This window comes from Salinibacterium sp. ZJ70, from assembly GCF_011751865.2.
GTDB lineage: Bacteria > Actinomycetota > Actinomycetes > Actinomycetales > Microbacteriaceae > Homoserinibacter.
Map to the genome: position 1 here is coordinate 1,339,989 of NZ_CP061770.1, position 13,248 is coordinate 1,353,236.

The 13,248-nt window shown below is 68.8% G+C and carries 11 protein-coding genes; 10 read left to right on the forward strand and 1 reads right to left on the reverse strand.

Annotation, left to right across the window (positions count from 1 at the left end):
- Positions 1-8 precede the first annotated feature (8 nt).
- The 9 genes from murC (at position 9) to dnaE (ending at position 11,234) form a co-directional block, all read left to right on the forward strand.
- The gene (murC, locus tag HCR12_RS06305) at positions 9-1,406 is read left to right on the forward strand and encodes a UDP-N-acetylmuramate--L-alanine ligase (RefSeq protein ID WP_166864055.1); all 1,398 of its coding nucleotides are present in this window, start codon (positions 9-11) and stop codon (positions 1,404-1,406) included.
- Positions 1,407-1,419: 13 nt separating this feature from the next.
- Complete coding sequence (locus HCR12_RS06310) at positions 1,420-2,451, forward strand: FtsQ-type POTRA domain-containing protein (RefSeq protein WP_224763696.1); 1,032 nt, start codon at positions 1,420-1,422, stop codon at positions 2,449-2,451.
- 140 nt (positions 2,452-2,591) lie between these two features.
- Positions 2,592-3,743 carry a cell division protein FtsZ gene (gene ftsZ / locus HCR12_RS06315; RefSeq protein WP_166864058.1) on the forward strand — a complete coding sequence of 384 codons (1,152 nt, stop codon included), beginning with the start codon at positions 2,592-2,594 and terminating at the stop codon, positions 3,741-3,743.
- Entirely contained in the window at positions 3,743-4,426 is a 684-nt protein-coding gene (locus HCR12_RS06320) for a YggS family pyridoxal phosphate-dependent enzyme (RefSeq protein WP_224763697.1), read from the forward strand. Before ftsZ ends, HCR12_RS06320 begins: the two co-directional genes overlap by 1 nt.
- A gap of 33 nt (positions 4,427-4,459) precedes the next feature.
- Positions 4,460-4,939: a cell division protein SepF gene (locus HCR12_RS06325; RefSeq protein ID WP_166864061.1), complete on the forward strand. Its 480-nt coding sequence runs from the start codon at positions 4,460-4,462 to the stop codon at positions 4,937-4,939.
- 185 nt (positions 4,940-5,124) lie between these two features.
- Positions 5,125-6,213 carry a DivIVA domain-containing protein gene (locus HCR12_RS13795; RefSeq protein ID WP_166864064.1) on the forward strand — a complete coding sequence of 363 codons (1,089 nt, stop codon included), beginning with the start codon at positions 5,125-5,127 and terminating at the stop codon, positions 6,211-6,213.
- Positions 6,214-6,250: 37 nt separating this feature from the next.
- Positions 6,251-6,772, forward strand: a complete 522-nt coding sequence (gene lspA, locus HCR12_RS06335) for a signal peptidase II (RefSeq protein ID WP_224763698.1) — start codon at positions 6,251-6,253, stop codon at positions 6,770-6,772.
- A gap of 1 nt (position 6,773) precedes the next feature.
- Positions 6,774-7,691 carry an RluA family pseudouridine synthase gene (locus HCR12_RS06340; RefSeq protein WP_166864067.1) on the forward strand — a complete coding sequence of 306 codons (918 nt, stop codon included), beginning with the start codon at positions 6,774-6,776 and terminating at the stop codon, positions 7,689-7,691.
- Between the two features lie 30 nt (positions 7,692-7,721).
- The gene (gene dnaE / locus HCR12_RS06345) at positions 7,722-11,234 is read left to right on the forward strand and encodes a DNA polymerase III subunit alpha (protein ID WP_166864070.1); all 3,513 of its coding nucleotides are present in this window, start codon (positions 7,722-7,724) and stop codon (positions 11,232-11,234) included.
- Positions 11,235-11,342: 108 nt separating this feature from the next.
- Here the strand turns inward: dnaE and HCR12_RS06350 are convergent, their stop codons facing one another.
- Positions 11,343-11,861, reverse strand: a complete 519-nt coding sequence (locus HCR12_RS06350) for a flavin reductase family protein (protein ID WP_166864074.1) — start codon at positions 11,859-11,861, stop codon at positions 11,343-11,345.
- Between the two features lie 60 nt (positions 11,862-11,921).
- On the opposite strand from HCR12_RS06350, the gene hisD reads away from it, so the two are divergent.
- Entirely contained in the window at positions 11,922-13,232 is a 1,311-nt protein-coding gene (gene hisD, locus HCR12_RS06355; protein ID WP_166864078.1) for a histidinol dehydrogenase, read from the forward strand.
- Positions 13,233-13,248 lie beyond the last annotated feature (16 nt).

Consider the following 13,248-nt stretch of genomic DNA (forward strand, 5'->3'; position numbering starts at 1 on the left):
TTGTTCGGATGATCAAGCCCGACCTCGACCAAGAGCTTCCCGACGAACTCGGCGACGTCCACTTCGTGGGCATCGGCGGATCGGGGATGAGCGGCATCGCGCAGCTCCTGCTCGATGCCGGTCACCGCGTGACCGGCTCCGACGCGCGCGATTCGGATGCCATCGCCCAGCTGCGCGCCGCGGGTGCGACCATCGCGATCGGCCACGACGCGGCGAACGTCGGAGACGCCGACACGATGGTGGTCACCGGGGCTCTCTGGCAGGACAACCCCGAGTACCAGCTCGCGCTCTCGGCGGGGATCCCGGTGCTGCACCGTTCGCAGGCGCTGCACTGGCTCATCCGCGCCCACCGCACCATCTCGGTCGCCGGCGCCCACGGCAAGACGACGTCGACCGGCATGATCGTCACGGCCCTGCGCGAGCTCGGCACCGACCCGGGCTTCGTCAACGGCGGCGTCATCGCGGGCTACGGCCGCAGCGCCTCGTACGGCACCGATGACCTCTTCGTCGTCGAGGCGGACGAGTCGGACGGCTCGTTCCTGCTCTACGACACGGCCGTCGCGCTGATCACGAACGTCGACGCGGACCACCTCGACCACTACGGCTCGCAGCAGGCCTTCGAGGACGCCTTCGTGACGTTCGCGCAGCAGGCGAGCGAGTTCGTCGTCGCCTCGAGCGACGACCCCGGCACGATCGCCGTCACCGACAGGCTCGTCGACAAGCGTCTCGTGACCTTCGGCTTCGCCGACGACGCGGACGTGCAGCTGCGCGATGTCGTCGCGGAGGGGCCTGTGTCGTTCACGATCCGGCATGCGGGCGTCGACCACGCGGTGCAGCTCGCGATCCCCGGCGCGCACAACGCCATCAACGCGACGGGTGCGTTCGCCGTGCTCGTGAGTCTCGGCTTCGACGCAGCGGGCATCGTGCGCGGGCTCGAGTCGTTCACGGGAACCGGGCGCCGCTTCGAGCTGCATGGCGAGGTGCGCGGGGTGCGCGTCTACGACGACTACGCGCACCACCCGACCGAGGTCGAGGCCGCTCTTTCGACCGCTCGCTCGGTCGTGGGTGCCGGCCGCGTCATCGCGATCCACCAGCCGCACCTGTACAGCCGCACTCGGATGATGGCGGGAGAGTTCGCCGAGGTCTACGAGCGACTCGCGGACCACACCGTCGTGCTCGATGTGTACGGCGCTCGTGAGGACCCGGAGCCGGGCGTGACGGGAGCGCTCGTCGCAAACCGTTTCGCCGACGACACCAAGGTCGATTTCGTGCCCGACTGGCAGCAGGCGGCCGAGCGTGTGGCCGAGATCGCGCGCGAGGGTGACCTCGTCATGACGCTCAGCTGCGGTGACGTCTACCGCATCATCCCGCAGGTGCTCGACGCGCTCGGAGCGGAGCAGGCGTGACGGGACAGCGCGCGTGAAGCGGCCCGAGGGCTTCGACGCGTCGCCCCCCGCGCCTGAGTCGCCCCCCGACCGCGCGCGGGGGGAGAAGCGCGCTGCCGTCACACGCCTGCGCGCCACCCGCGAACGTGCTGCCGCGGCGCCCGTCGAGAAGGGGCGAACGGTTCCGGCAGCGGCACCGCGTGCGTCATCCGCGGCGACCGACGATGTCACGACTGCGCCTGTCGCCGTCGTCCGCCGGCCCGCGGAGCGTCGGCCCCGGGTGTCACCCGAGAAGCAGGCCGTCGCCGAGCTGCGCAGGGCCGAGCGTGCGCGTCGCCGCGCGGAGAAGCAGGAGCTCCGGCGATTCACCCGCCGTCAGCGACACCGTCGCGCGATGTGGTGGAGCCTCACGGGTGTCGTCGCCGTTCTCACAGCGCTCATCCTGATCGCCGTGTTCTCACCCCTGCTCGCGCTGCGTGAGGTGCGCGTCGAGGGCACCCAGCGGATCGATCCCGCGCTCGTCGTCGATGCGCTCGACGGCCAGCTCGGCACGCCGCTCGCGCTGCTCGACGAGGGGCTCGTCCGCGACGAGCTCGATGCGTTCACGCTCATCCGCAGCTACACGACGGAGCTCGCCCCACCCGGCACGCTCATCGTGCGCATCACGGAGCGCACTCCCGTGGGCACGATCATCCGGGGAGCGACCTTCGACCTCGTCGACGCCGCGGGAGTCGTCATCGAGTCCTCGCCGGAGCGGGTGGCTGGGATGCCCGTCATCCAGGTTCCCGGCGATGATGTGGAGTCGAGGGCGTACGCCTCGATCACCGAGGTTCTCTTCGCGCTTCCCGCCGACATCCGCGCGCAGGTCGACACGATCGCCGCGTCGACGCGCGACAACGTGACGCTGCAGCTCGCGGGCTCGAATCAGCGGGTGGAGTGGGGCAGCGCACAGCGGTCCGACCACAAGGCGCGCGTTCTCGCGGCGCTCGTGGCGATCCATGGCGGCGACGGCTCGGGCCTGTACGACGTGTCCGCTCCGGGCAGCGCCGTCTTCCGTCGGGACTGAGTGCTTCTTCGTTTCGCGACACGCGGGGTGTCGCGGTCGGAAGCGACGCAATCGCGCCTAGCGTGAAAGGCATTCAAGAGTACTGAGGAAGACTCCAAACTTCAAGTAGAGGTTGAAGGTTTTCCTCCAGGAGGCCGGACGTGACATCAAACCAGAACTACCTCGCCGTCATCAAGGTCGTCGGTATCGGCGGCGGTGGCGTGAACGCGGTGAATCGGATGATCGAACTCGGCCTTCGCGGCGTCGAGTTCATCGCCATCAACACCGACGCGCAAGCGCTGCTGATGAGCGACGCCGACGTCAAGCTCGACGTCGGACGTGAACTCACCCGCGGTCTCGGCGCAGGCGCCGACCCCGAGGTGGGCCGTCGCGCAGCCGAGGACCACGCAGAGGAGATCGAAGAGGCCCTCGCGGGTGCCGACATGGTCTTCGTGACCGCGGGCGAAGGCGGCGGCACGGGCACCGGCGGTGCGCCCGTCGTGGCCCGCATCGCCAAGTCGATCGGAGCCCTCACCATCGGCGTCGTCACGAAGCCCTTCGGCTTCGAGGGCAAGCGCCGCCAGGCGCAGGCCGAGATCGGCGTCGCGACCCTCAAGAACGAGGTCGACACCCTCATCGTCGTCCCCAACGACCGTCTGCTCGAGATCAGCGACCGCGGCATCTCCATGCTCGAGGCGTTCGCGACGGCCGACCAGGTGCTCCTCGCCGGCGTACAGGGCATCACCGACCTCATCACGACGCCGGGCCTCATCAACCTCGACTTCGCCGACGTGAAGTCGGTCATGCAGGGTGCGGGATCCGCGCTCATGGGCATCGGCTCGAGCCGGGGAGCGGATCGCGCCATCAAGGCCGCCGAACTCGCCGTCGCGAGCCCGCTGCTCGAGGCCTCGATCGACGGCGCCCACGGCGTGCTTCTCTCGATCCAGGGCGGATCGAATCTCGGCATCTTCGAGATCAACGACGCCGCCCGCCTGGTGCAGGAGGCCGTTCACCCCGAAGCGAACATCATCTTCGGTGCGGTCATCGACGACACCCTCGGCGACGAGGTGCGCGTCACCGTCATCGCGGCCGGCTTCGACGGGGGAGAGCCCGCCCCCAAGCCCGCCCAGGATCGTCGCAGCAACTTCGTCGACGCCGCGGTCCCCGCGACCGTCGGCGCGTCGGTCGCGAGCGAGGGCGAGAGTGCCCCTGCTCCGGACGGCTGGGCTCGCGAGCCCGAGCTTCCGGTGGTCGGCGGCCTCGACGAGCTCGAGGACGATGCCGACCTGGACATCCCCGACTTCCTCAAGTAGTGGCTGTCGAGATCTCACTCGCTGAGCGACTCGCGGCGGTCGACGCCGGGATCGCGGACGCCGCACGTGCGGCGGATCGCGACCCCGGCGAGATCACGCGCATCGTGGTGACGAAGTTCCATCCGGCGTCTCTCGTGCGCGAGCTCGCGGCCCTCGGTGTGCAGGATGTCGGCGAGAATCGCCACCAGGAGGCTCAGGCGAAAGCCGCGGAGCTCGCGGACCTCGATCTGCGCTGGCACTTCGTGGGCCAGTTGCAGAGCAACAAGGCGAAAGCTGTGCGGCGCTACGCCCACGCCATCCATTCGATCGACCGCGCCTCCCTCGTCGACGCACTGCGCGACGAGACGGCTCCCGCGATCGGAGGCCTCATCGAGGTCGACCTGTCGGGGCAGCCCGGCCGCGGAGGCGTCGCTCCGGCCGACGTCGATCGACTCGCCGAACACGTGCTCGCGACGCCCGGGATCGAGCTTCTCGGCGTCATGGCCGTGGCGCCCCTCGGGGAGGAGCCGCGCCCGGCATTCGCCCGCCTGCGAGCCATCTCGGAGCGCGTCCGCGGCCTCGAACCGCGCGCGACGCTGATCTCCGCCGGCATGTCCGGCGACTACGCCGACGCGATCCTCGAAGGCGCGACACACCTGCGGATCGGCACCGCAATCACAGGAAACCGACCCCCGCGCGATTAATGTCGGGGTGATCCCAGAACTTCGGAGGACGACATGGCGAACCCGCTGCGCAAGACGATGGTCTACCTCGGCCTGGCCGACGAGGAGTACGACGACGCGGTGGCTCCCGAGACGGAGCGCGCGCACACGCCCGCCCCGGCTGCGGCGGAGACGCCCGCTGCCTCGACCCCGCGTCCTGCTCCCGTGACGCCGCTGCGCCGTGCGTCGGCACCGCGCACCGCACCCGCGGGGATGAACGAGATCCTCACGGTTCACCCGCGCCACTACAAGGACGCGCAGGCGATCGCCGAGAGCTTCCGTGAGGGCATCCCGGTCATCATCAACCTGTCCCAGATGAGCGACGCCGACGCGCGCCGTCTGATCGACTTCGCGAGCGGCCTCTCGATGGGCCTCTACGGCAAGATCGAGCGCGTCACGAGCAAGGTGTTCCTGCTCTCTCCTGAGCACGTCGCCGTGAGCGGCGAGCAGGCGGAGGCCGAGACCGAGGTCGAGGCTGGGTTCTTCGACCGCTGATCCGAGCGAATCGAGGCCGGGCGACGCATGCGTCGCCCGGCCTTTTCGCAACCTCATCTGGGGGCAGTGATCTTCCAGGCTCTCGGCTGTACTCTGGACAGACGCGACCCTCAAGCTACGACTGAAGCTTGCTAGGTGTGAAGCGAATCGTGTGAACCGAAGAGGAAAGCAATCGAGGTGCGGTCATGGCTCTGACGCCTGAAGACGTCGTCAACAAGCGTTTCAACCCCACGAAGTTCCGTGAGGGTTACGACCAGGATGAGGTCGATGACTTCCTCGACGAGGTCGTCGTCGAGCTCCGGCGCCTCAACCAGGAGAACGAGGAGCTGCGTCAGCGCCTCGTCGCTGCGGACGCTCGCATCAACGAGCTCCAGCGTGCTGCTGCGCAGGCCCCCGCCGCGCCCGTGGCCGCTGCTGCCGCTGCCGCTCCTGTGGCCGCGCCCGTGGCCGCCCCTGCTCCCGCTCCGGTGCCCGCCCCCGCCGCACCCGAGTACGGCGCGCAGGACTCGTCCTCCATGGATCAGTCGAACACCAACAACCTGCTCCAGCTCGCCCGCCGCCTCCACGAGGAGCACGTGCGCGAGGGCATGGAGAAGCGCGATCAGCTGATCGCCGAAGGCCACGCGACCGCCGCACGTCTCGTGTCCGACGCCGAGCAGCAGCAGCGCACCGCCATCGAGGCTCTCGAGCAGGAGAAGGCGCGTCTCGAGCAGACCGTCGAAGAGCTCCGTGTCTTCGAGTCGGCCTACCGCGACCAGCTCCGCAACTACATCGAGTCGCAGCTGCGCGAACTCGAGGCCACCGCGCCCGTCGCCGGTGCTGAGGCGCCCGCCGTGCTCGGCGACACCAGCTACGACAGCGGAGCGTCGTCGTACGACGCGTCGTCGTACGAGGCGCCGTCCTACGACGCGCCGTCGGCCCCCGCATACGAGCAGGCTCCCGCGCCGAGCTTCGACCAGTCGCAGGGTCAGAGCTTCGAGCAGCCGCCGACCCCCAGCTACGAGCAGGCTCCCGCGCCGTCGTACGAGCAGAGCTCGGTCGCTCCCGACTACTCGAACACCAACTCGTTCGCTGATCTGTCGCAGGCCGCTGCACCCGTCCCGGCGAGCGGCTCGACCCCGCCCGCCTACTCCGGCTACCCCGCCCCGCAGTACGGCGGAGTCGAGTTCCCGCAGCAGTCGCAGGCTCCCGTGACCGACGCGTCGCAGCAGCCGGAGTACCCCGCGTTCACGCAGCGCCCGAACAACGAGTACCCGGGCGTTGGCGGTAACTGAGCCGACGAGCACACCGACGGGGCGCGCGCGCGTAAGCGTGCGCGCCCTCGTCGTGCTCACGGCGTGCGCAGTACTCGCTCTGGGACTCGACCAGCTGTCGAAGGCCCTCATCCTCTCCTCGATGGAGGTGCGGGAGAGCATCCCCGTGCTCGGCGAGGCTCTCCGTTTCACCCTCGTGAAGAATCCGGGCGCTGCGTTCTCGCTCGCGAGCGGATTCACCTGGATCCTGTCCGCGATCGCGGTGGGTGTGATCGTGTTCATCGTGATCTTCGCGCGCCGGATCCGGTCCGTCGCGTGGGCGGTCGTCTTCGGGCTGCTGCTGGGCGGCGCACTCGGAAACCTGACCGACCGTCTGCTCCGTGAGCCCGGCTTCGGAGAGGGACACGTGGTCGACTTCCTCCACGTGTGGGGCTTCCCGGCGATCTTCAACGTCGCCGACGTCGCCATCTGCACCGCCATGGGCCTCTTCATGCTGCTGACCATCCGCGGCGTCCGGCTCGACGGAACACGGCATACGGATGAGCGCGACACCGCTCCCGCAGCCGAGAAGGAGGCCTGAGATGGAGAGTCGGGGGATGCCTGTTCCCGATGGGCTCATCGGCGAACGAGCCGACGCGGCCGTCGCACGCCTGCTCGGGTTCTCGCGCACGTTCGCGGCGGAGGTCATCGACGCAGGCGGCGCGCGTCTCGACGGCGTCGTGCTCGGCAAGTCCGATCGCATGCGCGCGGGGTGGATCGACGTCGAGTGGGCGCCCAAGTTGGAGCCCGCGATCGTTCCCCAGCTCGTTCCCGGTTTCGTCGTCGTCCACGACGACGACGACATCATCGTGATCGACAAGCCCGTCGGCGTCGCCGCGCATCCCGCCACCGGTTGGGACGGACCGACGGTCCTCGGCGCCCTCGCGGGGGCCGGATACCGCGTCGCCACCTCGGGTTCCGCCGAGCGCCAGGGCATCGTGCACCGCCTCGACGTGGGGACGAGCGGCCTCATGGTCGTCGCGAAGAGCGAGCGCGCCTACAGCGAGCTCAAGCGCCAGTTCCACGACCGCGAGGTCGACAAGATCTACCACGCCCTCGTCCAGGGGCACCCGGATCCCTTCTCGGGCACCATCGACGCGCCGATCGGACGCCACCCCGGATCGAGCTGGAAGTTCGCTGTCACCGCCGACGGCAAGCACTCGGTCACGCACTACGACACGATCGAGGCGATGCCCTCCGCCACTCTGCTGGAGATCCACCTCGAGACGGGGCGCACGCACCAGATCCGCGTGCACATGGCGGCGCAGCGCCATCCGTGCGTCGGCGACCGGCTGTACGGCGCAGATCCGTCGCTCTCGGCACGGCTCGGCCTCGAGCGGCAGTGGCTTCACGCAGTGAAGCTCGGCTTCCGCCACCCGGGCACGGGGGAGTACGTGCAGTTCGAGACCCGGTACCCCGAAGACCTCCAGCACGCCCTCGATGTCCTGCGCGGCGATTAGTCTGGAGATCGACGACCCGACGGAGAAGGTGTGACGAGCAGCGATTCCTTCGTGCATCTGCACGTACACAGCGAATACAGCATGCTCGACGGCGCCGCCCGTGTCTCCGACCTCATGAAGGCGGTCGGCGAGCAGGGCATGCCGGCGATCGCTGTCACCGACCACGGCAACAACTTCGGCGCCTTCGACTTCTGGTCGCAGGCGAAGAACGCCGGCATCAAGCCGATCATCGGCACCGAGGCGTACCTGACCCCCGGCACCCACCGCACCGACAAGACCCGTGTGCGCTGGGGCAACGGCGGCGAGGACGACGTCTCCGGATCCGGCGCGTACACCCACATGACCATGTGGGCCGAGAACACCGCCGGCATGCACAACCTGTTCCGGCTCTCCAGCCTCGCCTCCATCGAGGGCTACTACTTCAAGCCCCGTATGGACCGCGAGCTGCTGCAGACCTACGGCAAGGGCATCATCGCGACGACCGGCTGCCCCTCCGGCGAGGTGCAGACGCGTCTGCGCCTCGGGCAGTACGAGCAGGCCCGCGAAGCCGCGGCTGAATTCCGCGACCTCTTCGGCAAGGACAACTTCTTCGCCGAGATCATGGACCACGGGCTCGGCATCGAGCGTCGCGTGATGACGGATCTGATCCGCCTCGCGAAGGATCTCGACCTTCCGCTCGTCGCCACCAACGACCTCCACTACACGCACGCCCATGACTCGTCGGCGCACGAGATCCTGCTGTGCGTGCAGTCGGGTTCGACACTCGCCGACCCGAACCGCTTCAAGTTCGACGCGCAGGAGTTCTACCTCAAGACGCCCGCGCAGATGCGCGAGCTCTTCCGCGATCACCCCGAGGCCTGCGACAACACGCTGCTCATCGCCGAGCGCTGCGACGTCGAGTTCAACACGAGCGCCAACTACATGCCGCGCTACCCGGTTCCGGAGGGAGAGACCGAGGAGACCTGGTTCATCAAGGAGGTCGAGAAGGGTCTTCACCGGCGATACCCGAACGGCATCCCGGATGACGTGCGCAAGCAGGCGGAATACGAGACGGGCGTCATCACCCAGATGGGGTTCCCCGGCTACTTCCTCGTCGTCGCCGACTTCATCAACTGGGCGAAGTCGAACGGCATCCGGGTGGGTCCCGGCCGCGGATCGGGTGCCGGATCGATGGCCGCGTACGCGATGGGCATCACCGACCTCGACCCGCTGCAGCACGGCCTCATCTTCGAGCGGTTCCTCAACCCCGACCGCGTCTCGATGCCCGACTTCGATGTCGACTTCGACGAACGTCGTCGTGGCGAGGTCATCCGATACGTGACCGAGAAGTACGGCGAGGAGCGCGTCGCGCAGATCGTCACGTACGGCACCATCAAGGCCAAGCAGGCGCTCAAGGACTCCGGGCGCGTGCTCGGCTTCCCCTTCTCGATGGGTGAGAAGCTCACGAAGGCGATGCCGCCCGCGATCATGGGCAAGGACATCCCGCTCGGCGGGATCGTCGACCCCGCGCACCCGCGCTACAAGGAGGCGGGTGACTTCCGTGCCCTCCTCGACACCGACGCGGAGGCGCGCACCGTCTTCGAGACGGCGCGCGGACTCGAAGGGCTCAAGCGACAGTGGGGCGTCCACGCCGCCGGCGTCATCATGTCGAGCGAGCCGCTGCTCGACATCATCCCGATCATGAAGCGGGAGCAGGACGGCCAGATCGTCACCCAGTTCGACTATCCCGCGGCCGAATCCCTCGGTCTCATCAAGATGGACTTCCTGGGACTGCGCAACCTCACGATCATCGACGACGCGCTCGACAACATCGAGTCCAACCGCGGCTTCCGCCCCGTTCTCGAAGACCTCGCGCTCGACGACCCGGCGGCCTACGAGCTCCTCGGTCGGGGCGACACACTCGGCGTCTTCCAGCTCGACGGCGGACCCATGCGCGGACTCCTGCGCCTCATGAAGCCCGACAACTTCGAGGACATCTCGGCCGTCATCGCGCTGTACCGCCCGGGCCCCATGGGTGCGAACTCGCACACCAACTACGCGCTCCGCAAGAACGGGCTTCAGGAGATCGTTCCGATCCATCCGGAGCTCGAGGAGCCGCTCAAGGACATCCTCAACACGAGCTACGGTCTCATCATCTACCAGGAGCAGGTGATGGCGATCGCGCAGCGCGTCGCCGGGTTCTCCCTCGGTCAAGCCGACATCCTGCGTCGCGCGATGGGCAAGAAGAAGAAGTCCGAGCTCGACAAGCAGTACGAGGGCTTCAGCGCGGGAATGAAGTCCAACGGCTTCTCCGAGACCGCGATCAAGACGCTCTGGGAGATCCTGCTCCCGTTCTCCGACTACGCCTTCAACAAGGCGCACTCCGCCGCCTACGGCGTCCTCAGCTACTGGACGGCCTACCTCAAGGCCCACTACCCGGCCGAGTACATGGCGGCGCTGCTCACGAGCGTCGGCGATGCGCGCGACAAGCTCGCGCTCTACCTCAACGAGTGCCGTCGCATGGGCATCAAGGTGCTGCCCCCGGATGTGAACGAGTCGATCGGATTCTTCGCCGCGGTCGGCGAGGACATCCGCTTCGGACTCGGCGCGGTGCGCAACGTGGGCTTCGGCGTCGTCGACCAGATCCGCAAGGCACGCGAGGAGAAGGGCAGCTTCACGTCCTTCCACGACTTCCTGCGCAAGGTGCCGCTCGGCGCGCTCAACAAGCGCACCATCGAATCGCTCATCAAGGCGGGCGCCTTCGATTCGCTCGGCAACACGCGTCGCTCGCTCGTGGAGATCCACGAGGAAGCCGTCGAATCAGCGGTGAGCGTCAAACGCAACGAGGCCAACGGTCAGGTGGGCTTCGACTTCGACTCCCTGTGGGACGAACCGGAAGCCGCTGACCACGTGCCCGAGCGTCCCGAATGGGGCAAGAAGGAGAAGCTCGCGTTCGAGCGCGACATGCTCGGTCTCTACGTCTCCGACCATCCGCTCGCCGGGATGGAGGTTCTGCTTGCGAAGCACGCGAGCATCGGCATCGCCGACCTGCTCTCCTCCGAGACCATCCAGGACGGCGAGACGGTGACCGTCGCCGGCCTGCTCACGAGCGTGCAGCACCGCACCGCACGCGCCTCCGGCAACCCCTACGGGCTCGTCACCCTCGAAGACTTCGGGGGAGAGGTGAGCATCATGTTCCTGGGCAAGACGTACCAGGAGTTCGCCCCCGGGCTCCAGCCCGACTCGATCGCCGTCGTCAAGGCGCGCGTCAGCCAGCGGGACGACGGCATCAGCCTGCACGCGGCGAGCATGTTCATCCCCGACACCGGCGCGAGCCTGGGCGCGGGACCCCTCATCATCCAGATCCCCGAGCAGCGCGCGACCACCGAGGTGGTCACTGCGCTCAGCGACATCCTCATCCGACACCGCGGCGACAACGAGGTGCGCCTCCGACTCGTGCGCGGCCAGACAGCGCGCCTGTTCGAGATCCCCTACCCCGTCTCGGTGACGGCTGACCTCTACGGCGAACTCAAGGGCATCCTCGGCCCGAACTGCGTGGTCTGAGTTCGTTCGCGACACGTCCCTGCCGTGTCGCTGCGCCGGATTCCGGGCTGCGCGCGAGCGCCCCGGCCCGACGGCGCAGCGGCGCGGCAGGGACGCGCCGCAAGAGACTCAGGCCGGGTCGCCGAGCTTGAGGAACTGGCGCTCGTGGTAGAGCAGCGCGTCGTCGTGGGCGCCGAGGGCGCCGTCTTCGATCTCGACGACGATGACGGCGTTGCCGTGCACCGGGTAGCGCTCCACGATGCGACCGAGCATCCACGCTGGAACATCGTTCAGGAGAGGCAGATCGAGCGGACCGGGGGACCAGTGGTCTCCCACGAAGCGCTCGTCGTGGTCCGCCGCCATCTTCGCCGCGACATCGCGGTTCGAGGCTCCCATGATGTGCACGATCACGTGGCTCGTCTGCTCGATGGCGGGCCACGCGGAGGCGGTGCGCGCCATGTTGAACGTCGCGAGCGGCGGCACTGCGGCCAGCGACGCGAGCGAGGTCGCCGTGAACCCGACCGGTGTGCCGTCGACGTCACGCGCGGTCACCACCGAGACACCAGCGGCAAGGCGGCGGAAGGCGAGCTTGAAGGCCGAGAGGCCGTCGGCGATCTGTGGAGCGGTGTCACTGCTGGCGGTGTTCATCGTGACTATTCAACCCCGTCGAAGATGGGTTCATTCCCAGCCACGTAGCATGGGGACGCGATGATTCAGACACTCGACCTCCGTGGAACCCGCCCCAGCGCATCCGAGCTGCTCGACCTCGTGCCGCGCGCCCTCGTCGATGTGAGCGTGGCGGCGGAGACAGCCGCCCAGCTCATCTCCGAGGTGCGCGAAGGCGGATCGGAGGCGCTGCTCGCGCAGGCCGAGCGTCTCGACCGGGTGCGTCCCGCGTCGCTGCGGGTGAGCGCCGACGAGCTCGCGGCCGCTGCCGAGTCGCTCGACCCCACGGTTCGCGCGGCGGTCGAGGAGTCGATCGCGCGCGTGCGCGCCGCGAGCGCGGCGCAGGTGCCTCCCGCCGTGACGACGACCCTCGCCGAGGGCGCCACCATCCAGCAGCGCTGGCAGCCGGTCCGCCGCGCAGGCTTCTACGTTCCGGGCGGCAAGGCCGTGTACCCGTCGAGCGTCATCATGAACGTCGTCCCTGCGCAGGCGGCGGGAGTCGGCTCGCTCGCGCTCGTCTCGCCGCCGCAGGCCGCGTTCGGCGGCTCTGTGCACCCCACGATCCTCGCGGTCGCTCACCTGCTGGGCGTCGACGAGGTGTACGCGATGGGCGGCGCGGGCGCGATCGGCGCGCTCGCCTACGGCGTCGACGATCTCGGCCTCGAGCCGGTCGACGTGATCACCGGTCCCGGCAACGTCTATGTCGCCGCTGCCAAGCGGCTCGTCCGCGGAGTCGTCGGCATCGACGCTGAGGCAGGCCCCACCGACATCCTGGTGCTCGCGGATGCGGATGCGGATGCGCGTCTCATCGCCGCGGACCTCGTGAGCCAGGCGGAGCACGACGAGCTCTCCGCTGCCGTGCTCGTGACCGACGCCCCTCAGCTCGCTGTCCGCGTCGCCGAGGAGCTCGAGCGCCTCATCCCCGTCACCCGGCACAGCGAGCGGGTGACGGCGGCGATCTCCGGTCGTCAGTCGGCCGTCGTGCTCGTCGACGACGAGGATGCCGCAGCCGACTTCGTCGATGCGTTCGCTCCCGAGCACCTCGAGATCCACACGATCGACCCCGACGCGACCCTCTCGCGCATCCACAACGCCGGCGCGATCTTCCTCGGCTCGCACTCGCCCGTGAGCCTCGGCGACTACCTCGCCGGCTCCAACCACGTGCTGCCCACGGCGGGGCAGGCTCGCTTCTCGTCGGCGCTCAGCGCGATGACGTTCCTGCGTCCGCAGCAGGTGGTGCGCTACGACCGCGCGGCGCTGTCGCAGGTCGCCGACCGCATCCGCGCGTTCAGCGACGCAGAGGATCTCCCGGCCCACGGCGACGCCGTGATGGCTCGGTTCTCCGAGGACTGACGCGCCGGCACCCCTC